At 69.3% G+C, this 22,839-nt stretch carries 21 protein-coding genes; 1 reads left to right on the top strand and 20 read right to left on the bottom strand.

Annotated elements, in window-relative coordinates; translation table 11 throughout:
* Positions 1-2: 2 nt before the first annotated feature.
* The 6 genes from carB to pyrR form a co-directional block, all read right to left on the bottom strand.
* The gene (gene carB, locus OHT21_RS38825; RefSeq protein WP_328772934.1) at positions 3-3,311 is read right to left on the bottom strand and encodes a carbamoyl-phosphate synthase large subunit; all 3,309 of its coding nucleotides are present in this window, start codon (positions 3,309-3,311) and stop codon (positions 3-5) included.
* Positions 3,304-4,455: a glutamine-hydrolyzing carbamoyl-phosphate synthase small subunit gene (carA, locus tag OHT21_RS38820; protein WP_328772933.1), complete on the bottom strand. Its 1,152-nt coding sequence runs from the start codon at positions 4,453-4,455 to the stop codon at positions 3,304-3,306. Before carA ends, carB begins: the two co-directional genes overlap by 8 nt.
* A complete protein-coding gene (locus OHT21_RS38815) occupies positions 4,452-5,030 on the bottom strand; it encodes a PH-like domain-containing protein (protein WP_328772932.1) in 579 nt (192 codons plus the stop codon). Before OHT21_RS38815 ends, carA begins: the two co-directional genes overlap by 4 nt.
* Positions 5,027-6,313: a dihydroorotase gene (locus OHT21_RS38810; RefSeq protein ID WP_328772931.1), complete on the bottom strand. Its 1,287-nt coding sequence runs from the start codon at positions 6,311-6,313 to the stop codon at positions 5,027-5,029. The genes OHT21_RS38815 and OHT21_RS38810 overlap by 4 nt, the downstream gene beginning before the upstream one ends.
* 5 nt (positions 6,314-6,318) lie before the next feature.
* Positions 6,319-7,296 (bottom strand): aspartate carbamoyltransferase catalytic subunit, encoded by a 978-nt coding sequence (locus tag OHT21_RS38805; protein ID WP_328772930.1) that lies wholly within the window; start codon positions 7,294-7,296, stop codon positions 6,319-6,321.
* A gap of 121 nt (positions 7,297-7,417) precedes the next feature.
* Positions 7,418-7,990, bottom strand: coding sequence for a bifunctional pyr operon transcriptional regulator/uracil phosphoribosyltransferase PyrR (pyrR, locus tag OHT21_RS38800; RefSeq protein ID WP_328772929.1), 573 nt, complete (start codon positions 7,988-7,990; stop codon positions 7,418-7,420).
* 263 nt (positions 7,991-8,253) lie between these two features.
* Here pyrR and bldD point away from each other — a divergent pair, with 263 nt between their 5' ends.
* Positions 8,254-8,754: a transcriptional regulator BldD gene (bldD, locus tag OHT21_RS38795; protein WP_165340551.1), complete on the top strand. Its 501-nt coding sequence runs from the start codon at positions 8,254-8,256 to the stop codon at positions 8,752-8,754.
* Between the two features lie 182 nt (positions 8,755-8,936).
* On the opposite strand, the gene nusB is transcribed toward bldD, so the two are convergent.
* The 14 genes from nusB to OHT21_RS38725 all read right to left on the bottom strand — a co-directional run bounded on the left by nusB (position 8,937) and on the right by OHT21_RS38725 (position 22,647).
* Positions 8,937-9,368: a transcription antitermination factor NusB gene (nusB, locus tag OHT21_RS38790; protein WP_328772928.1), complete on the bottom strand. Its 432-nt coding sequence runs from the start codon at positions 9,366-9,368 to the stop codon at positions 8,937-8,939.
* Between the two features lie 2 nt (positions 9,369-9,370).
* Positions 9,371-9,937, bottom strand: coding sequence for an elongation factor P (gene efp, locus OHT21_RS38785; RefSeq protein WP_328772927.1), 567 nt, complete (start codon positions 9,935-9,937; stop codon positions 9,371-9,373).
* Between the two features lie 59 nt (positions 9,938-9,996).
* Positions 9,997-11,121 carry a M24 family metallopeptidase gene (locus tag OHT21_RS38780; protein ID WP_328772926.1) on the bottom strand — a complete coding sequence of 375 codons (1,125 nt, stop codon included), beginning with the start codon at positions 11,119-11,121 and terminating at the stop codon, positions 9,997-9,999.
* A gap of 526 nt (positions 11,122-11,647) precedes the next feature.
* Positions 11,648-12,547, bottom strand: coding sequence for a Pro-rich N-terminal domain-containing protein (locus OHT21_RS38775; protein ID WP_328772925.1), 900 nt, complete (start codon positions 12,545-12,547; stop codon positions 11,648-11,650).
* A 160-nt stretch (positions 12,548-12,707) separates the two neighbouring features.
* Positions 12,708-13,808: a 3-dehydroquinate synthase gene (aroB, locus tag OHT21_RS38770; protein WP_328772924.1), complete on the bottom strand. Its 1,101-nt coding sequence runs from the start codon at positions 13,806-13,808 to the stop codon at positions 12,708-12,710.
* Positions 13,805-14,323: a shikimate kinase gene (locus tag OHT21_RS38765; RefSeq protein WP_328772923.1), complete on the bottom strand. Its 519-nt coding sequence runs from the start codon at positions 14,321-14,323 to the stop codon at positions 13,805-13,807. The genes aroB and OHT21_RS38765 overlap by 4 nt, the downstream gene beginning before the upstream one ends.
* The gene (gene aroC, locus OHT21_RS38760) at positions 14,320-15,504 is read right to left on the bottom strand and encodes a chorismate synthase (protein WP_328772922.1); all 1,185 of its coding nucleotides are present in this window, start codon (positions 15,502-15,504) and stop codon (positions 14,320-14,322) included. The genes OHT21_RS38765 and aroC overlap by 4 nt, the downstream gene beginning before the upstream one ends.
* A gap of 169 nt (positions 15,505-15,673) precedes the next feature.
* Positions 15,674-15,934, bottom strand: coding sequence for a hypothetical protein (locus OHT21_RS38755; protein WP_328772921.1), 261 nt, complete (start codon positions 15,932-15,934; stop codon positions 15,674-15,676).
* A 45-nt stretch (positions 15,935-15,979) separates the two neighbouring features.
* Positions 15,980-16,819, bottom strand: coding sequence for a shikimate dehydrogenase (locus tag OHT21_RS38750; protein ID WP_328772920.1), 840 nt, complete (start codon positions 16,817-16,819; stop codon positions 15,980-15,982).
* The gene (mltG, locus tag OHT21_RS38745; RefSeq protein WP_328772919.1) at positions 16,800-18,554 is read right to left on the bottom strand and encodes an endolytic transglycosylase MltG; all 1,755 of its coding nucleotides are present in this window, start codon (positions 18,552-18,554) and stop codon (positions 16,800-16,802) included. Before mltG ends, OHT21_RS38750 begins: the two co-directional genes overlap by 20 nt.
* A 125-nt stretch (positions 18,555-18,679) precedes the next feature.
* Positions 18,680-19,144, bottom strand: coding sequence for a Holliday junction resolvase RuvX (gene ruvX, locus OHT21_RS38740; protein WP_328774394.1), 465 nt, complete (start codon positions 19,142-19,144; stop codon positions 18,680-18,682).
* 17 nt (positions 19,145-19,161) lie between these two features.
* A complete protein-coding gene (gene alaS, locus OHT21_RS38735) occupies positions 19,162-21,834 on the bottom strand; it encodes an alanine--tRNA ligase (RefSeq protein ID WP_328772918.1) in 2,673 nt (890 codons plus the stop codon).
* Positions 21,834-22,184 (bottom strand): DUF6167 family protein, encoded by a 351-nt coding sequence (locus OHT21_RS38730; protein ID WP_328772917.1) that lies wholly within the window; start codon positions 22,182-22,184, stop codon positions 21,834-21,836. The genes alaS and OHT21_RS38730 overlap by 1 nt, the downstream gene beginning before the upstream one ends.
* Before the next feature lie 7 nt (positions 22,185-22,191).
* Complete coding sequence (locus OHT21_RS38725; protein ID WP_328772916.1) at positions 22,192-22,647, bottom strand: DUF948 domain-containing protein; 456 nt, start codon at positions 22,645-22,647, stop codon at positions 22,192-22,194.
* Positions 22,648-22,839: the final 192 nt, after the last annotated feature.

Genomic DNA, 22,839 nt, shown 5'->3' with positions numbered 1-22,839 from the left:
CGTCAGTCCCGCGCCGCCGTCAGGTGCTCCGCGTGTTCCTGGAGCGAACGGACCCCGACGCCACCGTGGTTGAGCGCGTCGATGCCCTGGACGGCGGCGGCGAGCGCCTGCACCGTCGTCAGGCAGGGCACGGAGCGGGCCACGGCGGCCGTACGGATGTCATAGCCGTCGAGGCGGCCACCGGTGCCGTACGGCGTGTTGACGATCAGGTCGACCTCGCCCTCGTGGATGAGCTGGACGATCGTCCGCTCGCCGTTCGGGCCGGTGCCCTCGCTCTGCTTGCGGACGACGGTGGCGTTGATGCCGTTGCGCTTGAGCACCTCGGCCGTGCCGGACGTGGCGAGCAACTCGAAGCCGTGGGCGACCAGTTCACGCGCCGGGAAGATCATCGAACGCTTGTCGCGGTTGGCGACGGAGATGAAGGCGCGGCCCTTGGTCGGCAGTGGACCGTACGCGGCCGCCTGCGACTTGGCGTACGCCGTGCCGAACACCGAGTCGATGCCCATGACTTCACCGGTGGAACGCATCTCCGGGCCCAGGATGGTGTCGACACCGCGCCCGTGGATGTCGCGGAAGCGCGACCACGGCATGACGGCCTCCTTGACGGAGATCGGCGCGTCCAGCGGCAACGTGCCGCCGTCGCCGCTTGCCGGGAGCAGTCCCTCGGCCCGCAGTTCGGCGATCATCGCGCCGAGCGAGATCCGGGCGGCGGCCTTGGCGAGCGGCACCGCGGTCGCCTTGGAGGTGAAGGGGACGGTGCGCGAGGCACGCGGGTTGGCTTCGAGGACGTACAGGATGTCCCCCGCCATCGCGAACTGGATGTTGATCAGCCCCCGGACGCCAACCCCCTTGGCGATGGCTTCCGTTGAAGCCCGCAGCCGCTTGATGTCGAAGCCGCCCAGCGTGATCGGCGGCAGCGCGCACGCCGAGTCACCGGAGTGGATACCGGCTTCCTCGATGTGCTCCATGACGCCGCCGAGGTACAGCTCGTTGCCGTCGTAGAGCGCGTCCACGTCAATCTCGATCGCGTCGTCGAGGAAGCGGTCGACCAGGACCGGGCGCGACGGGGAGATCTCGGTCGACTCGGCGATGTACGCCTCCAGTCGCGTCTCGTCGTACACGATCTCCATGCCGCGTCCGCCGAGCACGTACGAGGGCCGTACGAGGACGGGGTAGCCGATCTCGTCCGCGATGGCCTTGGCGCCTGCGAAGGTCGTCGCGGTGCCGTGCTTGGGAGCCGGCAGTCCCGCCTCGGCGAGCACCTGGCCGAAGGCGCCGCGGTCCTCGGCGGCGTGGATCGCCTCGGGCGGCGTCCCCACCACCGGGACGCCGTTGTCCTTCAGCCCCTGCGCAAGGCCCAGCGGCGTCTGGCCGCCGAGCTGCACGACGACGCCCGCGATCGGCCCGGCCAGGGACTCCGCGTGGACGATCTCCAGTACGTCCTCGAGCGTGAGCGGCTCGAAGTACAGCCGGTCGGAGGTGTCGTAGTCCGTGGAGACGGTCTCCGGGTTGCAGTTGACCATCACGGTCTCGTAGCCCGCGTCGCTGAGCGCGAAGGAGGCGTGGACACAGGAGTAGTCGAACTCGATGCCCTGGCCGATGCGGTTGGGCCCGGAGCCCAGGATGATCACCGCGGGCTTCTCGCGCGAGGCGACCTCGTTCTCCTCGTCGTACGAGGAGTAGAAGTACGGCGTCTTCGCGGCGAACTCGGCGGCGCAGGTGTCGACCGTCTTGTAGACCGGGCGCACGCCCAGCGCGTGCCGGACCTCGCGGACGACGTCCTCGCGCAGACCGCGGATCTCGGCGATCTGGGCATCGGAGAAGCCGTGCCGCTTGGCTTCGGCCAGCAGCAACGGGTCAAGCCTGTCGGCTGCGGCCAGTTCGTCCGCGAGCTCCTTGATGAGGAACAGCTGGTCCACGAACCACGGGTCGATCTTCGTCGACTCGAAGACCTCCTCCTGGGTCGCGCCCGCGCGGATGGCCTGCATGACGGAGTTGATCCGCCCGTCGGTCGGCCGGATCGCCTCCTCCAGGAGGGCCTTTTTGTCCCCGGGCTCACCGACGAACGTGAACTGCGAGCCCTTCTTCTCCAGCGACCGCAGCGCCTTCTGCAGCGCCTCGGTGAAGTTGCGGCCGATGGCCATGGCCTCGCCGACCGACTTCATGGTCGTGGTCAGCGTCGAGTCGGCCTGCGGGAACTTCTCGAAGGCGAAGCGCGGCGCCTTCACGACGACGTAGTCGAGCGTCGGCTCGAAGGACGCCGGTGTCTTCTCGGTGATGTCGTTCGGGATCTCGTCGAGCGTGTAGCCGACGGCGAGCTTCGCGGCGATCTTGGCGATCGGGAAGCCGGTCGCCTTGGAGGCGAGGGCGGACGACCGGGACACGCGAGGGTTCATCTCGATGACGATGACCCGGCCGTCCTCGGGGTTCACCGCGAACTGGATGTTGCAGCCGCCGGTGTCGACGCCGACCTCGCGGATGACGGCGATGCCGATGTCGCGCAGGATCTGGTACTCGCGGTCGGTCAGCGTCATCGCCGGGGCGACGGTGATCGAGTCGCCGGTGTGCACGCCCATCGGGTCGAAGTTCTCGATGGAGCAGACGACCACGACGTTGTCGTGCTTGTCGCGCATCAGCTCCAGCTCGTACTCCTTCCAGCCGAGGATGGACTCCTCCAGGAGCACCTCGGTGGTCGGAGAGAGCGTGAGCCCCTGGCCGGCGATGCGGCGCAGCTCGTCCTCGTTGTGCGCGAAGCCGGAACCGGCGCCGCCCATGGTGAAGGAGGGCCGGACGACGACCGGGTAACCGCCGAGTGTGTCGACGCCCTTGAGGACGTCGTCCATGGAGTGGCAGATCACCGAACGAGCGGACTCGCCGTGCCCGATCTTCCCCTTCACCGCGTCCACGACCTCCTTGAACAGATCGCGGTCCTCACCCTTGTTGATCGCCTCGACGTTGGCGCCGATCAGCTCGACGCCGTACTCGTCGAGCGTCCCGGCCTCGTGCAGCGAGATGGCCGTGTTGAGGGCCGTCTGGCCGCCCAGGGTGGGCAGCAGCGCGTCCGGCCTCTCCTTGGCGATGATTTTCTCGACGAACTCCGGGGTGATCGGTTCGACGTACGTCGCGTCGGCGATCTCCGGGTCCGTCATGATCGTCGCCGGGTTGGAGTTGACCAGGATGACCCTGAGGCCCTCGGCCTTGAGGACGCGGCAGGCCTGGGTGCCGGAGTAGTCGAACTCGGCGGCCTGGCCGATGACGATCGGGCCGGAGCCGATGACCAGGACGGACTGGATATCGGTGCGCTTAGGCACGCTGGGCTCCCTTTTCTGCCATGAGCTCTACGAAGCGGTCGAACAGGTAGGCCGCGTCGTGCGGGCCCGCCGCCGCCTCGGGGTGGTACTGGACGCTGAACGCCGGCTGGTCGAGCAGCTGGAGCCCTTCGACGACCTGGTCGTTCAGGCAGACGTGCGAGACCTCGGCACGCCCGTAGGGGGTGGCGCTGACGCGGTCGAGCGGCGCGTCGACGGCGAAACCGTGGTTGTGCGCGGTGACCTCGACCTTGCCGGTCGTACGGTCCTGGACCGGCTGGTTGATGCCCCGGTGGCCGTACTTCAGCTTGTACGTGCCGAAGCCGAGCGCGCGCCCCAGGATCTGGTTGCCGAAACAGATGCCGAAGAGCGGGATCTTGCGCTCGAGCACGGCGCGCATCAGGGCGACCGGGTGCTCGGCCTTCTCCGGGTCGCCGGGACCGTTGGAGAAGAACACGCCGTCGGGATCGACCGCGTAGATGTCCTCGGCGGTCGCGGTGGCGGGCAGCACATGCACCTCGATGCCGCGCTCGGCCATACGGTGCGGGGTCATGCCCTTGATGCCGAGGTCCACGGCGGCGACGGTGAACTTCTTCTCGCCGATGGCGGGGACGACGTACGCCTCCTCCGTGGCGACCTCCTCGTACAGGCTGGCGCCCTTCATCTCGGGGGCCTGACGCACCTCGGCGAGCATCGTGCCCTCGTCGGGCAGCGCGTTCCCGGAGAAGATGCCGACGCGCATGGCGCCGCGCTCGCGCAGATGGCGGGTGAGCGCCCGGGTGTCGATGCCGGAGATCCCGACGACGTCCTGCCGTGCGAGCTCCTCGTCGAGCGAGCGGCGGGAGCGCCAGTTGGAGGGCACGCGCGCGGGGTCGCGTACGACATAGCCGGCGACCCAGATCCGCTTCGACTCGGGGTCCTCGTCGTTGACGCCGGTGTTGCCGACGTGCGGGGCGGTCATCACGACGACCTGGCGGTGGTACGAGGGGTCGGTGAGGGTCTCCTGGTAGCCGGTCATCCCGGTGGAGAAGACGGCCTCTCCGAAGGTCACCCCCACGGCCCCGTAGGCGCGACCGCGGAAGGTCCGGCCGTCCTCCAGGACAAGTACGGCGGGAGTTCTGGAGGCTCCCCTGGTGGAGGTGGTCATCGTGCGCCTTCCGTCTTGTTGCTGTCCTTGTTGATCATCTGGTTCAGGGTCTCGACCCACTCGTTGTGCTCGGCCGCGTGGTCGGAGCGGAACCCGGAGTCGAGCAGCCTGTCGCCGTGCTCCCAGGTGACCACCAACAGGCCGCCCTCGGTGAGGACCTTGCCCGCGATGCCCTTGTCGAGCCGGGCCTCGCGCAGCGCCTCGAGAGGCACGAAGAAGTCGGCCGCTCCGGGGCGTACGACATCCAGGCCCGCGTCCGTCAGCGTGAGTTCGACCCGGCTGCGGGTGCCCAAGCCGTGCGCCACGATGCGGTCGAGCCACTGACCGGCGGTGGTCGAGCCGTGGTAGCGGCCACTCATCGTCAGCTTCACCGGACCGGGCTCATCCGGGGCCTGGGGCAGCTCGGGCAGGTCGCCCTGGAGCGTGCCGCGCCACTTCCAGCCCTCGCGCATCAGCCAGTAGACGAGGGCGACGAAGAGCGCGAGGCCCACGAGCCAGCCGATGCGGGCGGCCCAGTCGGTCACTTCCGCCGACTTCTGTTCCGCGGCGTACGTCAGTTGCGTCAGTGGTGTCACGCGAGCTTCCCGTCGACGAGCGTGGCGCGGCCCCGCAGCCATGTGTGCGTGACACGGCCCGGCAGTTCACGACCCTCGTACGGAGTGTTGCGGCTGCGCGACGCGAAGCCCGTGGGGTCCACGGTCCCACGGTATGCCGGATCGACCAGCGTGAGGTTGGCGGGCTCACCTGCCGAGACGGGACGGCCGTGGCCTGTCGCCCGGCCGATCCGGGCGGGTTTGAAGGACATCCGGTCCGCGACGCCGGCCCAGTCGAGCAGTCCGCTGTCGACCATCGTCTGCTGGACCACGGACAGCGCGGTCTCCAGGCCGACCATGCCCATGGCCGCCGCGGCCCACTCGCAGTCCTTGTCCTCGTGCGGGTGCGGGGCGTGGTCGGTGGCGACGATGTCGATCGTGCCGTCGGCGAGCGCCTCGCGCAGGGCCATCACGTCGCGCTCGGTGCGCAGCGGCGGGTTGACCTTGTAGACCGGGTTGTACGAGCGGACCAGCTCATCGGTGAGGAGCAGGTGGTGCGGGGTGACCTCGGCGGTGACGTCGATGCCGCGGGACTTGGCCCAGCGCACGATCTCCACCGAACCGGCGGTCGACAGATGGCAGATGTGCACCCGGGAGTGCACGTGCTCGGCGAGCAGCACATCGCGCGCGATGATCGACTCCTCGGCGACGGCGGGCCAGCCGCCGAGCCCCAACTCGGCCGAGACGATGCCCTCGTTCATCTGGGCGCCCTCGGTCAGCCGCGGCTCTTGCGCGTGCTGGGCCACGACGCCGCCGAAGGCCTTCACGTACTCCAGCGCCCGACGCATGATCACGGCGTCGTCCACGCACTTGCCGTCGTCGGAGAAGACGGTGACGCCGGCCGCCGACTCGTGCATGGCGCCCAGTTCGGCGAGCTTCTTGCCCTCCAGGCCGACCGTGACGGCGCCGATGGGCTGCACATCGCAGTAGCCGTGCTGCTGGCCGAGCCGGTAGACCTGCTCGACCACACCGGCGGTGTCGGCGACCGGGAAGGTGTTGGCCATGGCGAACACGGCCGTGTAACCACCGCTCGCGGCAGCCCGCGTACCCGTCAGGACCGTCTCGGAGTCCTCACGCCCGGGCTCCCGCAGATGGGTGTGCAGGTCGACGAGACCCGGCAGAAGCACCTTGCCTTCGGCCTCGACGACCTCGGCCCCCTCGGCGGGAAGTCCGGCACCGACCTCCACGATGGTGTCACCGTCGATCAGGACGTCCTGCGGCTCGCCGCCGAGCACCTTCGCACCACGAATAAGGATCTTGCTCATCTGTCTTACTTCTCCTCGGTACGGGTGTGGGTGACGGCGGGCTCGTTGCCGCCCAGGAGCAGATACAGGACCGCCATACGGATCGAGACACCATTCGTCACCTGCTCGATGGCGGTACAACGGTCGGAGTCGGCGACCTCGGCGGTGATCTCCATGCCGCGGACCATCGGCCCGGGGTGCATCACGATGGCGTGCTCGGGCATCCGCGCCATACGGTCGCCGTCGAGGCCGTAGCGCCGTGAGTACTCGCGCTCGGTCGGGAAGAAGGCCGCGTTCATCCGCTCGCGCTGGACGCGCAGCATCATCACCGCGTCGGACTTGGGCAGCGTGCTGTCCAGGTCGTACGACACCTCACAGGGCCAGGTCTCCACGCCGACGGGCAGCAGGGTGGGCGGGGCGACGAGTGTGACCTGGGCGCCGAGGGTGTGCAGCAGGTCGACGTTCGAGCGGGCGACCCTGCCGTGCAGGATGTCGCCGACGATCGTGATGCGCTTGCCGTCGAGGTCCTGCCCGAGCCCGGCGTCCCGCCCGACGAGGCGGCGCCGCATGGTGAAGGCATCGAGCAGGGCCTGGGTGGGGTGCTGGTGGGTGCCGTCGCCGGCGTTGATGACGGCGGCGTCGATCCAGCCGGAGGTCGCGAGACGGTACGGGGCTCCAGAGGCGCCGTGCCGGATGACGACGGCGTCGACACCCATCGCCTCCAGCGTCTGAGCGGTGTCCTTCAGGGACTCGCCCTTGGAGACGCTGGACCCCTTCGCGGTGAAATTGATCACATCGGCGGAGAGTCGCTTCTCGGCGGCCTCGAAGGAGATCCGGGTACGGGTCGAGTCCTCGAAGAAGAGGTTGACGACGGTGCGGCCGCGCAGGGTCGGCAGTTTCTTGATCGGCCGGTCGGCGACCCGGGCCATCTCCTCGGCGGTGTCGAGGATCAGGACGGCGTCGTCGCGGGTGAGGTCGGCGGCCGAGATGAGATGACGCTGCATCTGTCAGGCTCCGTAAGGCAGTTCAGTTCGGGAGGCGAGGGCCCGGCGGGAGGTCGCAGCCGGGCAGGCAGGCACGCACAGGCGCGCTCGGGGGCTTACGGCAGGGACGTACGCCGGAGTGCTACTGCTGCGCGCCCGGTGAGGCCTGCTTGGCGCCGAGCAGCACGGTGTCGCGACCGTCCTCCTCGGCGAGCTGGACCTTGACCGTCTCCCGCAACGACGTGGGGAGGTTCTTGCCGACATAGTCGGCGCGGATCGGGAGTTCTCGATGGCCTCGGTCGACGAGGACCGCGAGCTGCACGGCGCGCGGACGGCCGATGTCGTTCAGCGCGTCGAGCGCGGCGCGGATGGTGCGCCCTGAGAAGAGCACGTCGTCGACGAGGACGACCAGCCGGCCGTCGATGCCGTCGGCCGGGATGTCGGTGCGGGCCAGCGCACGTGGCGGCTTCATGCGCAGGTCGTCGCGGTACATGGTGATGTCGAGCGAGCCGACCGGGATCTTGCGGTCGGTGATCTCCTCGAGCTTGGCGGCGAGCCGCTGGGCGAGGAAGACGCCTCTGGTCGGAATGCCGAGAAGCACCACGTCGTCGGCGCCCTTGGCGCGCTCGACGATCTCGTGGGCGATGCGGGTCAACACCCGCGCGATGTCGGGGCCTTCGAGCACGGCCCGGGATTCGGACTGCTGTGTGTCCATACGAGACGGACCTCCTTCTCCGCCTCACGGGACGGACCTTAAAGGACGTCGGAATTGCGCCAACAACGGTACCAGCCCGGCAACGGCCCTGATCACCCCCCTGCAGTCACTCCCTCACCATCTGACGTCACTTCTCCCGGCTCCCACGGATGGGGCGGGCGGGACCATTCGGCTTGACGGGGAAGAGTAACGCTGCGTAACCTCACAGTGAGTCACCAGCCGCGAAGCAAAACCGCACGTCGACACAGTGTCCGGGGAGCTATATGTCCAGCGAATACGCCAAACAGCTCGGGGCCAAGCTCCGCGCGATCCGTACCCAGCAGGGCCTTTCCCTCCACGGCGTCGAGGAGAAGTCCCAGGGACGCTGGAAGGCGGTCGTGGTCGGTTCGTACGAGCGCGGCGACCGCGCCGTCACCGTGCAGCGCCTCGCCGAGCTGGCGGACTTCTACGGCGTTCCGGTGCAGGAGCTGCTGCCGGGCACCACGCCGGGCGGCGCCGCCGAGCCCCCGCCGAAGCTGGTCCTGGACCTGGAGCGGCTGGCCCACGTCCCTGCCGAGAAGGCGGGCCCCCTGCAGCGTTACGCGGCGACGATCCAGTCCCAGCGCGGCGACTACAACGGCAAGGTGCTCTCCATCCGCCAGGACGACCTGCGCACCCTCGCCGTGATCTACGACCAGTCCCCCTCGGTCCTCACCGAGCAGCTGATCAACTGGGGCGTCCTCGACGCGGACGCGCGCCGCGCGGTCTCCCACGAGGAGGCCTGACCGGCCTCGGCCCCTGAAGAAACGTGCCGTCGGGGTGGCCGGAACCTGAGCGTTCCGGCCACCCCGGCGGCTTTGTTTCCGGCTTTCCGGCTCGCCGCAAAACACATTTCCGGCTCGCCGCAGAACACGCCGGAGGGCCCGCAGCAGCCGGTGCTGCGGGCCCTCCGTGACGACCTGTGGCGCTACTCGTCCCGGCGCAGCGACGGCTTCAGCTCCTTGAAGCGGCCGAGGAGACCGTTCACGAAGGCCGGGGACTCGTCCGTGGAGAACTCCTTCGCGAGCTGGACCATCTCGTCGAGGACGACGGCGTCCGGCGTCTCGTCGACCCAGATCAGCTCGTACGCGCCGAGGCGCAGGATGTTGCGGTCCACGACCGGCATCCTGTCCAGCGTCCAGTCGACCGCGTACTGCGCGATGAGCTCGTCGATGCGCCGCTCGTACTTCGCGTAGCCCTCGACAAGCTGCATCGTGTACTCACTCACCGGCGGCTGCCGGGTGTCGGTCCGAGAGTGCCGGATCCAGTCCGCGAGGACCGTCAGGACGTCCACGCCGCGCTGATCACCCTCGAAGAGGATCTGGAAGGCGCGCTTGCGGGCCGTATTGCGGGCAGCCACGGTTAGCTGTTCACCCGGCCGAGGTAGTCGCTCGTACGGGTGTCGACCTTGATCTTCTCGCCGGTGGTGATGAAGAGCGGCACGTTGATCTGGTGGCCGGTCTCCAGGATGGCGGGCTTGGTGCCACCGGTGGAGCGGTCGCCCTGGACGCCCGGCTCGGTCTCCTGGACGCTCAGCTCGACGGCGGCCGGGAGCTCGACGAAGAGCACCTCGCCCTCGTGCTGCGCGACGGTGGCCGTGAAGCCCTCGACGAGGAAGTTGGCGGCGTCGCCGACGGCCTTCCGGTCGACCATGAGCTGGTCGTAGGTCTCCATGTCCATGAAGACGAAGTATTCGCCGTCCATGTACGAGAACTGCATGTCGCGCTTGTCGACGGTGGCCGTTTCGACCTTGACGCCGGCATTGAACGTCTTGTCGACGACCTTGCCGGAGAGCACGTTCTTGAGCTTGGTGCGCACGAAGGCCGGGCCCTTGCCGGGCTTGACGTGCTGGAACTCGACGACGGACCAGAGCTGGCCGCCTTCGAGCTTGAGCACCAGGCCGTTCTTGAGGTCGTTCGTGGAAGCCACGGTTGCGGAATCTCCTGGACTGACGTGGACGACCCCGGGGCAGGCGCACAGCTCGGAGGCTAGAGCGCGAGCAGCTCCTTGGTCGTGATGGTGAGTAGCTCGGGTCCGCCGTCCGCCTCGGGGCGTACGACGAGCGTGTCATCGATCCGGACACCGCCCCGGCCCGGGAGGTGGACCCCCGGTTCGACGGTGACCGGCACGCAAGCGTCCAGTTTACCCATGGCCGCGGGGGCCAGCTGAGGGTCCTCATCGATTTCGAGCCCGACCCCGTGCCCGGTCAGCGAAGGAAGGCCGTGCCCGAACCCCGCGGAGTCCAGCACCTGCCGGGCGGCACGGTCCACATCGCGGTACTCGGCACCGGGCACGAGCGCCTCCCGACCGGCCCTCTGGGCGGCGAAGACAAGGTCGTACAGCTCGATCTGCCAGTCGGCGGGCGAGGTCCCGATCACGAACGTACGCCCGATCTCGCTGCGATAGCCGCGGTAATTCGCCCCCAGGCATACGGAGAGGAAGTCGCCCTCCTCGACCCGCCGGTCGGTGGGGCGGTGGCCGCGACGCCCCGAGTTCGGCCCTGTGCCGACGGAGGTCGCGAAGGCCGGCCCGTCGGCGCCGTGGTCGACGAGGCGGCGCTCCAGCTCCAGGGCGAGGTGGCGCTCGGTGCGGCCGACGAGGATCGATTCGAGGAGTTCGCTCAGCGCCTGGTCGGCGATCTCGGCGCCGATGCGGAGGCAGGAGAGCTCCTCCTCGTCCTTGACGAGGCGCAACTGCTCGACGGCGCCACCCAGTTCTGCGAGGCGCAGGCGTGGCACCACCGAGCGGATGGATCTGTGCCGGGCCACGGTGAGGTGGTGCTCCTCCACGGCGAGGGAGTCGGCGCCCTGGCCGGCGGCTAGGTCGGCGGCGGCCACGGCGGGGTCGCCGCCGGTGCCTGTGCCGGGGAGGTAGTGGAGGCGTAGCGCCTCGTCGGGCCGCTCGTCGTCCGGGTGCGCGCCGAGGTCCCCTGGGCGCGGGCCCGGGCAGACCATCAGGTCAGTTCCGCTGCCCAGTAGCAGTACGGCGCCGCGGGGGGCTGCGCCCGCGAGGTAGCGGACGTTGGCGGGCCGGGACACCAGTGCGGCAGCGCTGCCGCCGGCCGCACATCGCTCCCGGAGCCGTTCGCGGCGGGCCGCGTACACCTCTGACATGATCCGAGCCTACGAGGGGTGGGCGGAGTGTGCCGGTTCAGGTTGGGCCGGGTGGGTTCGTGTTTGTCTGCGGGTGCGTTGTGGTTGCTCGCGCAGTTCCCCGCGCCCCTAGGTGGTTGGTGGGTGCGGGGCCGCGGTCCGGTGCGTCAGCCCGTCGCCAACAGGGCATACGACCCCGTGCTGACACAGGGTTCTGGTGTGCCCAGACCGAAGCTAAGCGACGGGCATAGGACACACCGGCCCACGTCCCCTCCCCCCGGCGGAAAACTGCGGGTTTCGTTGTGGCTGGCGAGCATGGCGGCTGGTGAGCTTTGTGGCGGGCGGTTCGGGGCGCCCCGTTAGGGGCGCGGGGAACTGCGCGACCAGCCACAACGCACCCGCAGCCGCGACACAACATGTCACCCCACCCCGGTAGGCACCCAACCCACCCACCCGCCGGAGGCGCCCACCCGGCCGGAGGCAGCGGGGCCTGGGGCGCAGCCCCAGTTTCGGGAAGGGGCGGGGCTGGGGAAAAGAAACCCCCCGCTCACCACTGCGGCGGGCTCGCAATCGACCGAGCCAGCACATCGTCCAGCACACGCGCCGTCGCCGGAACGTCAAGCTGGGAATTGTCGATGATGGGCAGCCCAGACCCGTACCACCCGGCCATCCGCCCATGGATACGAGCAACTTCCTCATCCGTGAGCCGACGATTCCCCGAGCGCTCGGCATTGCGCTCCAGGACGATCTCGAGCCCGGGAAGAAGCACGACGGGCAGCAGACCGGGACCAACGTGCCGCTTCCACCCCCCGAGCCCGACAACCGGCCGGTCAGGGAAGACGGCGTCATCGAGGATGCAAGAGATCCCGTTGGCAAGAAAGTTGCGCGCGGCGAACCCGCAGGTGCGGCGAGCGAGCCGGTACTGCGCCTCAGAGTGATCGTTCCACCCCGACTGCGGATCCGCGAAGCCTGAGCGCACCCATTCCCGTACATCATCAAGGCTGATGTGCGCGGTGGGCACCCGCCGATGGTCGGCCCAGTACTTGGCGACGCTCGTCTTACCGGCCCCGGCGGGCCCGATGAGCAGCACGGCCAGCGTGGTGGACGTCGGATCGGGCGCCCCCGCGGCAGGCGGCGGGCTCGGCATCGCGACGGGCCCGCCCGGCGGCAGCTGCACATGCCCCGTCGTGTCCGGCATCGGCGCGGGCGCGTGCGGCGGCGCCACGTGATGCTGCGGCGCGGGCGCATGCCCCGGAGGGTGCGGCGCGGCGGGTCCGGGGCGTCCGGCGAAACCCGGCGGCGGGTTCACGGGCGCCGGCCCCGCGGGGGAACCCATGGGCCCACCCGAGTGCCCGCCCGGGTGTTGCGCGCCCGGAGAAAAGCCGGCGGCCGGCTCCTGCCCCGGCTGGTGGGGCGGCGGCAGCGGAGACCCCACTGCGTGCTGCATCCGGTGCCACTCCGTCTCGTGTCTCTTGGCGCTGGCAGCGGAACACTGCCCGCTCCCTACCGAACGGTACCGTCCCCGGCCGTCGTTTGGTGAACGGCCGGGGTGGGTCCGAAGTGCCCATGCACACAAGGCAAATCGGGCGAAGTGGCCTCCTGTGGAGCTATTCGCCCACTTCTCCGTAGGCGGCGAGAAGGATGGCCGGGTCAGGGCCCTCAAGGACGGTGGGCTTGGCCAGGCCGTCCAGGACGATGAAGCGCAGCAGGTCGCCGCGGGACTTCTTGTCGACCTTCATCGTCTCGAGCAACTTGGGCCACTGGTCGTAGCGGTAGTGCAGCGGCAGGCCCACGGACTGCAGGATGGTGCGGTGCCGGTCGGCGGTCTCGTCGTCCAACCGGCCTGCCAGGCGGCCGAGTTCAGCGGCGAAGTGCATACCGACGGCGACGGCGGCGCCATGCCGCCACTGGTAGCGCTCGTTCTTCTCGATGGCGTGGCCGAGTGTGTGGCCGTAGTTGAGGATCTCGCGCAGCCCCGACTCCTTCAGGTCGGAGGAGACCACCTCGGCCTTGACCTTGATGGAGCGTTCGATGAGTTCGGCGGTGTGCGGACCGGCAGGGCTGCGCGCTCCTTCCGGATCGGCCTCAATGAGCTCCAGGATGCGCGGGTCGGCGATGAACCCGGCCTTGATGATCTCCGCGAGCCCGGACACGAAGTCGTTGACCGGCAGTGAGTCGAGGGCGGCCAAGTCACAGAGCACCCCCGCGGGCGGATGGAAGGCGCCCACCAGGTTCTTGCCCTCGGCGGTGTTGATGCCGGTCTTGCCGCCGACCGCCGCGTCCACCATGGCCAGTACGGTCGTCGGGATCGCGATCCAGCGCACCCCGCGCAGCCAGCTCGCGGCCACGAACCCAGCCAGGTCGGTGGTCGAGCCGCCGCCCACCCCGACGATCACGTCGGTGCGGGTGAAGCCGGACTGCCCGAGCGCCTTCCAGCAGTACGCGGCGACTTCGGCCGTCTTGGCCTCCTCGGCGTTGGGCACCTGGATGGCCACCGCGTCGAAGCCCTGCCCGGCCAGATCGGCCCGGACCGCCTCGCCGGTCTCGGCCAGCGCCTCCGGGTGGACGACCGCGACACGCTTCGCCCGCGGGCCGATCAACCCGCCGAGTTCGCCGAGGAGTTGACGGCCCACCAGCACCTCGTACGGCTCGGTGCCCGCCGTGCCGCCGACCTGGATCCGGGTCACCGTCTGGTCCTGCTCGCTCATGCCTGCTTCAACTCCAAGGCGTCGAGGACCGCTTGGGCGACCTCCTCGGGAGTGCGGTCGTCGGTGGCGACGACCGCACGGGCGACTTCGGTGTAGAGGTGGCGGCGGGCCTCCATCAGCTCGCGCCACTGGCGCCGCGGGTTGACCGCCAGCAGCGGCCGGGCGGTGTTGAGACCGGTGCGCTTGACCGCCTCCTCGACGTCCATCGAGAGGTACACGACCGGGAGTCCGGCCAGCAGCGCCCGGGTGTCGGCGTCGAGGATGGCGCCGCCACCCAGGGCGAGTACGCCCTCGTGCTCGGCCAGCGCCTGGTGCACCGCCCGCTTCTCGATCGCGCGGAAGGCCGGCTCACCCTCCTCGACGAAGATGTCCGCGATGGTGCGTCCCTCGGCGGCCACGATGTCCTCGTCGGTGTCCCGGTGGCCGACCCCGAGCCGCTCCGCGACCAGCTCGCCCACCGTCGACTTGCCCACACCCATCGGGCCGACGAGCACGACCACAGGTCCAGCACTCATCGGATCGCCAGGTTCTCGAGGTACGAGGTGACGTTGCGCCGGGTCTCGGTCACGCTGTCGCCGGCGAACTTCTCCGCCACCGCGTCCGCAAGGACCAGCGCCACCATCGCCTCCGCGACGATCCCGGCCGCCGGGACCGCGCAGACGTCGGAACGCTGGTGGTGGGCCTTCGTCGCTTCTCCGGTCACCACGTCGATGGTGGCCAGCGCGCGCGGCACGGTCGCGATGGGCTTCATCGCAGCGCGTACACGCAGCAGTTCACCGGTGGTCAGCCCACCCTCGGTGCCGCCCGAGCGGCCCGTGGCCCGCTTGATGCCCTCGTCGGTCTGCACGATCTCGTCGTGCGCCTTCGAACCCGGCACCCGCGCCAGTTCGAAGCCGTCGCCGACCTCGACGCCCTTGATGGCCTGGATGCCCATCAGCGCGGCCGCGAGTCGCGCGTCCAGCCGCCGGTCCCAGTGCACATGCGAGCCCAGGCCCACCGGCACTCCGTACGCCAGCACCTCGACCACGCCGCCCAGGGTGTCGCCGTCCTTGTGGGCCCGGTCGATCTCCTCGACCATCGCCTTCGACGCGTCCTCGTCCAGGCACCGCACCGGGTCCGCGTCGAGCTTCTCGACGTCGGAGGGCTTGGGGTAGACGCCGTACGGAGCCTTCGCCGCGGCCAGTTCGATGACGTGCGAGACGATCTCGATGCCGGCCGTCTCCTTGAGGTACGAGCGCGCCACCGCGCCGAGCGCGACACGGGCGGCGGTCTCCCGCGCACTCGCCCGCTCCAGAACCGGCCGGGCCTCGTCGAAGCCGTACTTCTGCATGCCCGCCAGGTCGGCGTGGCCGGGCCGCGGGCGGGTCAGCGGCGCGTTGCGCGCCAGCTCGGCGAGCACGGCCGGGTCCACGGGGTCGGCCGCCATGACCTGTTCCCACTTGGGCCACTCGGTGTTGCCCACCATGATCGCGACCGGCGAGCCGAGCGTCAGTCCGTGCCGGACGCCGCCCAGGAAGGTGACCTCGTCGCGCTCGAACTTCATCCGTGCGCCGCGCCCATAGCCGAGGCGCCGCCGTGCCAGGTGGTCCGCCACCATCTCCGTGGTGATCGGCACGCCGGCGGGAAGTCCCTCCAGCGTCGCGACAAGTGCGGGACCGTGGGACTCCCCCGCGGTCAGCCAGCGCAACCTGCTCAACGGTGCTCCTCGATACTCGCGCCCTGGTACTGCGTACTGCCTGTGCGCACGCGCGTCCTCGCGTACGTCAACGGCGCGACCGGGTGCGCGGCCCTGGCCCGCCACTGCCGATCCTCCCACGTCCGCCCCCGAGGACCTGGCGCAGGTCCATCAGGCGGACGCGACTCGATCAGGTCGTGGCATCGTTGCGCGGCTGCTGGGGAGCGTACACACCGAGGTAGTCGGCGCCGCGCGCCCCGTCCTGCACATCGGGAATGGGCGTGATCGGGCCGAGCGCCCGTCGAAGGGCGCGTCCGCGACGCCATTTGACGACCTTGAAAACGAGAAAGCCGCCGACTGCCAGCCCGATCGCGGTGTACTGCAGCCAGTCCGGCAGGAAATTCAGTGTTGCCTGGAAGATTTCCGACTTCCAGGAAGCCTGCGTGGTCATGAAGACTCCCCCTCGATCCCGCCCCCTGCGGAACCGGAAAGAATCTTAACGTCCGGCGAGTGCGTGCTCTCCCGCTTTTCGCATGGCGTCCAGCGGGGCCGGCGTATGCCCCGTCATCTGCTCGACCTGGAGTGCCGCCTGGTGCACCAGAAGGTCGAGGCCGCTGACGACGGCCCCACCGTACGCGGACCAGCGGGCGGCGAGTGCGGTCGGCCACGGGTCGTACAGGACGTCGAAGAGCGTGGCGGGGCGCCCGGGGACGGCGGAGGCGAGGGCGTCGGTGGCGCCCGCCGGGGTCGTGGCGACCACCAGCGGCGCGTGCAGAGCCCGCTCGGCGTCCGCCCAGTCCGCGATCCGTACCTCGGTCTCCAGGCGCTCGCCCCACTGCCGCATCTCGGCGGCGCGCGCCTCGCTGCGGACGTACGCGACGATCTCGCCCGGGCAGATCCGCGAGACGGCGGCCAGCGCGGACGAGGCGGTGGCGCCCGCGCCGAGGATGGCGGCGGAGTCGACCTGCTCGATCCCGTGCTCCCGCAGGGCGGAGACCATGCCGGGGACGTCGGTGTTGTCCCCGATACGTCGGCCGTCCTCGCTGAACACGACGGTGTTGACGGCCTCGACGGAGGCCGCCGTCGCGCTGATCTCGTCGAGCAGCGGAATCACCGCACGCTTCAACGGCATGGTCAGCGACAGCCCGGCCCACTCCGATCCGAGCCCTTCGAGAAAGCCGGGCAGTGCGGCCTCGTCGATCTCGAAACGGTCGTACGACCAGTCCCCCAGCCCCAGATCCGCATAGGCGGCTCGGTGCAGGACCGGGGAGAGGGAGTGGGCGATGGGCTTGCCGAGCACGGCTGCTCGGCGCACCTCAGCCACCCGAGCGCGCATTGAACTTGTCCTTGAGCTTCTGGAATTCGGCATGCGTCTTGGCGAATTCGGTCTTTTCCACACCGTCGGTCGCCACGAAATAGTACCAGCCGTCGTCGGTCGGATCGAGCGTCGCCTTCATGGCGACGTCGCCCGGGTTTCCGATCGGGCCGGGCGGCAGTCCCTTGTTCGAGTACGTGTTGTACGGGTCCTTGTTGTTGTTGATCTCCGACTCGCTGATATCGATGTTGCTCTTGTTCTTCAGGTAATTGTAGGTCGAGTCGAACTGCAGGGCCCCGTAGGTTTGCGGGTTGGCGAGGTCGAGGCGGTTGTAGACCACCTCCGCCATCTTGCGGTAGTCATCCCTGGTCTTGCCCTCGGCCTGGACGAGGCTCGCCACGGTGACGACGTCCAGCGGGTTGTCCAGCTTGAGTTCCTCGGCCTTCGCCTCAAGGTCGTACGCGGTGTACTTCTCCTTGGCCTGGGCGACCATCTTCTTCAGGATGTCCTCGGGCTTCATGCCCTTTGCCGCGGCATAGGTGTGCGGGTAAAGGAAACCTTCCAGCGGGTCCTTGATGTCGTCGTTGTTGTTCGCCCAGTCGGGAAGTCCGAGGCTCTTGTATTCCTTCTTGGCGACGCTCGCCGTGGTGCCCTTTTTGAGTCCGAGCCTCGTGTCGATGTTCGCGTAGACCTGGCTGTTGCGCTGACCCGGCGCCACGATCATGTTGTTCTGGCTCTTGGGGTCGAGCATCATGGTCACGGCGCTCTCGGCGGACATCTGTTTCTTGAGGAGATAGACGCCGGCCTGAATCCGTTGGCCTTCGGGATTCGCCGAGTGCGCGGACACGAACGCGTCGACGCTCTTCACGACGCCCGCCGCTTTCAGCTCCTGGCCGATCGCGGCGCCGCTCGAGCCCTCGGCGATCTCGACCATCACCGTCTGGCTGGTGCCCCCACCCGCAAAGTCCGGCGCCTCACCGAAACGGCTTTGGTAGAACTCGTAGCCGTAATAGCCGGCGCCGCCGACACCACCGACGAGGACAAGCGAAACGACCAGGCAGGCGCAGCCATTGCGGCTTTTCTTGCCGGTCTTCCCCTTGCCCTTGCCTTTTCCTTTGCCGCGCTTCCCGTCCGACGGGTCGTCGTCGAAGTCCTCGTCATCATCACCGCCGCCCGAGAAGAAGGCGTGCTCGCCCTGATCAGGCCCCGGGTCCCAGTCGGTCGGCGGCTCGGGCTCGGCTTCGCGTTCGGGCTGGCGACGGCTCGGCGGCTGGGGCGGCGGGTACGCGTCGGGGGTGCCGTAGTAGTCGGACTGGTAACCCTGACCGCCGTACCCGGCCTGCTGATCCTGACCGCCGTACCCAGCCTGCTGGCCTCCGTACGAGTCGCCGGGCCCGGCGCCGTACGGGCTGTGACCGTGCTGCCCGGTGTCCCAACCCCCGTTGCCCTGCTGGCCGTTGTGCCCCTGATACGGCTGACCGTTCTGGTCGTAGTACTGGTGCTGATCCGGGGCGCCGTACGGCTGCTGCTGTCCCTGGGCATAGTGCTGCTGCCCTTGGTCGTAGCCGGACTGCTGCCCGTTGCCCCAGTCGCCGTACTGGTTCTGCTGCTGCGGCTGCTGCGAATAGTGCTGCTGCTGGCCGCCGTACGAGGACTGGGCCGCGTGCCCTTCTTGTCCTCTCCATCCGTCGTCCCCGAACAACGGGTCCTCGGGATGCCACGGTTCGGAGCCCTGGCCCCGGCCATAATCAGTCATCGATCCCCTAGAAGCCGCGAGGCGGCGGTCGCGCGGCGCGTGTGGCCCGGCTCCCCATCCGCCTCTCTGCTGTGCGGAGGCTGTTCGAACACCACCGCATCGCGCGGAACGTTACCGTACCGCGATCAGATGACCACTTCGACGCCATCCCCGGGAGCTTTACCTGACACCCGTTCGGATTCCAGCGCCTGCTGCAGGATGATGACGGCGGCGGCCTGGTCGATAACCGACCTGCCCTTCTTGGCTTTCACGCCGGAGGCACGCAGTCCCTGACTGGCCGTGACTGTGGTCATCCTCTCGTCCACGAGTCTGACCGGAACCGGGGCGACCATGCGGGCCAATTCCTGAGCGAAGGCACGGACCTTGACCGCGGCCGGGCCCTCGCCCCCCTTGAGGGAGCGAGGGAGGCCGACGACGATCTCGATCGGCTCGTACTCCTCGACGAGTTGCTTCAACCGCCGCTGAGCTGCCGGGACATCGCGGCCGGGGACGGTTTCCACCGGGGTGGCGAGGATCCCGTCGGGGTCGCAGGAGGCGACCCCGATCCGGGCGTCCCCGACGTCGATGGCGAGCCGGCGGCCGCGGCGCATGACGCGTTCGTCTCCGCTCACTTGGCCGTCTCGGCCACAAGACGCTCGACGGCGTCGACGGCCTCGCCGATGGCGGCCGCGTTCTGGCCACCGCCCTGGGCGAGGTCGGGCTTGCCGCCACCGCCGCCGCCGAGGGTCTTGGCGGCCGTACGGACCAGGTCGCCGGCCTTGAGGCCGCGCTCGCGGGCGGCCTCGTTGGTGGCGATGACCGTCAGCGGCTTGCCGCCCACGGCGGTGAACAGGGCGACCACGGCGGCCCGGTCGCCCGGGATACGGCCGCGCACGTCGAGGACCAGCTTACGCAGGTCGTCGGCGCCGGTGCCGTCCGGGACCTGGCCGGTGACGAGAGCGACACCGCGTACGTCCTTGGCGCCCTGGGCGAGACCGGCGGCGGCCTGGAGGACCTTCTCCGCCCGGAACTTCTCGATCTCCTTCTCGGCGTCCTTCAGCTTGCCGAGCATGGCGGAGACCTTCTCGGGCAGCTCCTCGGGACGCCCCTTGATCAGCTCCTGGAGCTGGGCGACGACCGTGTGCTCGCGGGCCAGGAAGTTGTAGGCGTCGACGCCGACCAGGGCCTCGATACGGCGTACGCCGGAACCGATGGACGACTCGCCGAGCAGCTTGACCAGGCCGAGCTGGGCGGTGTTGTGGACGTGCGTGCCGCCGCACAGCTCCTTGGAGAAGTCGCCGATGGTGACGACGCGTACGCGGTCGCCGTACTTCTCGCCGAACTCGGCGATGGCGCCCTGCTTCCTGGCCTCGTCGATGCCCATGACATCGGCGTGGACGTCCAGGTCGCGGGCGAGCACTTCGTTGATCTTCTGCTCGACGTCGGTCATCACGGCCGTGGGTACAGCAGACGGGGAGCCGAAGTCGAAGCGGAAGCGGCCGGGCTGGTTCTCGGAACCGGCCTGGGCGGCCGTCGGGCCGAGGGCGTCGCGCAGGGCCTGGTGCGTGAGGTGCGTGGCCGAGTGGGCGCGGGCGATGGCCTTGCGGCGGCGTACGTCGATGACGGCCTGGGCGGAGGCGCCGACGGTGACCTCGCCGACCTGGACGACGCCCTTGTGGACGTACACACCCGGGACCGGCTTCTGGCAGTCGCGGACCTCGATGACGGCACCGGAGTCGACCTTGATGCGGCCGGTGTCGCCGATCTGGCCGCCGCCCTCGGCGTAGAAGGGGGTGCGGTCGAGGACGATCTCGACCTCGTCGCCCTCGGTGGCGGCGGGCGACGAGACGCCGTCGACGAGGATGCCGACGATCTTCGACTCGCCCTCGATGTCCGAGTAGCCGATGAATTCGGTCTCGCCCGAGTTGTCGGCGATCTCGCGGTAGGCACCCAGGTCGGCGTGGCCGGTCTTCTTGGCCTTGGCGTCGGCCTTGGCGCGCTCCCGCTGCTCCTTCATCAGGCGCCTGAAGCCGTCCTCGTCCACCGAAAGGCCCTGCTCGGCGGCCATTTCGAGGGTGAGGTCGATCGGGAAGCCCCAGGTGTCGTGGAGCAGGAAGGCCTTGTCGCCGGCGAGGACGGTGCCACCGGTGGCCTTGGTCTCCGTGACTGCGGTGTCGAGGATGTTCGTGCCGGCCTTCAGGGTCTTGAGGAAGGCGGCCTCCTCGGCGAGGGCGACCTTCTCGATGCGCTCGCGGTCGGTGATGAGCTCGGGGTACTGCTGGCCCATCATCCCGATGACGACGTCGATCAGGTCTTGGACGACCGGGCCGGTGGCGCCGAGCAGGCGCATGTTGCGGATGGCGCGGCGCATGATGCGGCGCAGGACGTAGCCGCGGCCCTCGTTGCCGGGTGTGACGCCGTCGCCGATGAGCATCACGGACGTACGGATGTGGTCGGTGACCACGCGCAGGGACACGTCGCTGTCGTGAGCGTCGCCGTAGCGGACGCCGGTCAGCTCGGTGGCCTTGTTGATGACGGCCATGGAGGTGTCGATCTCGTACATGTTCTGCACGCCCTGCAGAATCATGGCGAGGCGCTCGAAACCGAGGCCGGTGTCGATGTTCTTGGCGGGCAGGTCACCGAGGATCGGGAAGTCCTCCTTGCCGGAGCCCTCCCCGCGCTCGTACTGCATGAAGACCAGGTTCCAGATCTCCACGTACCGCTCGTCGTTGACGGCGGGGCCTCCCTCTACGCCGAACTCGGGGCCGCGGTCGTAGTTGATCTCGGAGCAGGGGCCGCAGGGGCCAGGAACGCCCATGGACCAGTAGTTGTCCTTCATGCCGAGACGCTGGATGCGCTCGATGGGGACTCCCACGACGTCGCGCCAGATGCGCTCGGCCTCGTCGTCCTCCTTGTAGACGGTGATCCAGAGCTTCTCCGGCTCCAGGCCGTACCCACCCTTGTCCTGGGGCAGCGTGAGCAGCTCCCAGGCGTACTTGATGGCGCCTTCCTTGAAGTAGTCCCCGAAGGAGAAGTTGCCGCACATCTGGAAGAACGTGCCGTGCCGGGTGGTCTTGCCGACCTCTTCGATGTCCGGAGTACGGACGCACTTCTGGACGCTGGTGGCGCGGGCGTACGGCGGCTTGACCTCACCGAGGAAGTACGGCTTGAAGGGCACCATGCCCGCGTTGACCAGGAGCAGAGTCGGGTCGTCCGCGATGAGCGACGCCGAAGGGACGACGGTGTGCCCGCGCTCCTCGAAGAAGCTCAGCCAGCGGCGGCGAATCTCAGCCGACTCCATCAGTGGTCCTCATTCCGGTTGTACGAGTACGTCGACCGCTCGGCGTACGTCGGGTTCTTGCTGTACTTCGGGTGGTTGCTGTTCTCCAGGGCGGCGAAGCGCCGCGGGGAGGGCAGCTCGGGGTTCGCGTTCAGCCCTAGGGCCTCGTCGAGTTCGGCCTCGCGCTGGGCCATGCCGTCGCGGACGTCGAGCGCGAAGTCCTTGAGACGGTGGCCCGCTTCGATCGCCTTGACCGCGGCCTGGTTCGCGAGGCTTTCGGGCGTCAGCTGCTTGAGCTTGCGGTTGACCTTGGTGGTGGCCCAGACCCCGGCGGCTGCGCCGGCGGTGAACCAGAACGTACGGCGGAACATCGCTGCGTCAGTCCTTCTTACCCCGGTTGTTCCGGCTGTTCCGCTTCTCCCGTCGCGCGGACGAGACGGTGCGGCCCACGATCACGGTGCGGCGCTCCGGCTTGGCGGGCGCGTCCTCACGTCGGCCGCCGATGGCCCGGCGTACGCCGTACCCGAAGGCCGCGACCTTCACCAGCGGGCCGCCGAAGGTGGAGGCGACGGTCGTGGAGAGCGCCGACGCGTTCGACGTGACCTCCTGGACGTCGGAGGCGATGGCGTCGACCCGGTCGATCTGGGTCTGCGCGGAGCGCACCGCGGATGAGGCGTCTGCCAGGAGCGGGACGGCCTGGTCGGTCACGTCCGCGACGAGCTTGGTGGTCGCCCTGAGCGTCTGGGCCAGCCTCGCGAGTGCCACCGCGAGGAAGGAGACCAGGATCGCCCAGAAGACGGCCACCAGGATCCCGGCCACCTCTCCACCGGACACTGCGCACCCGCTCCCTGCATTTCGTGCCTGCACATCTGAAAAGTCGTCTCCCGAGCCTATCGCGCCCAGGATGGCCCTCCGTACCGGATTAACGCCCGACCGTTGGCAGGTGCGCGAAAGCCCGCCGCCTCGCCCGCCGGGAAGGGCGGGGAGACGACGGGCCGACGCGCTGGTGGTGCTACATCCGCTGAA

The organism is Streptomyces sp. NBC_00286 (genome assembly GCF_036173125.1).
Taxonomy (GTDB): Bacteria; Actinomycetota; Actinomycetes; order Streptomycetales; family Streptomycetaceae; genus Streptomyces.
This window is presented reverse-complemented; position numbering and strand designations above follow the sequence as displayed.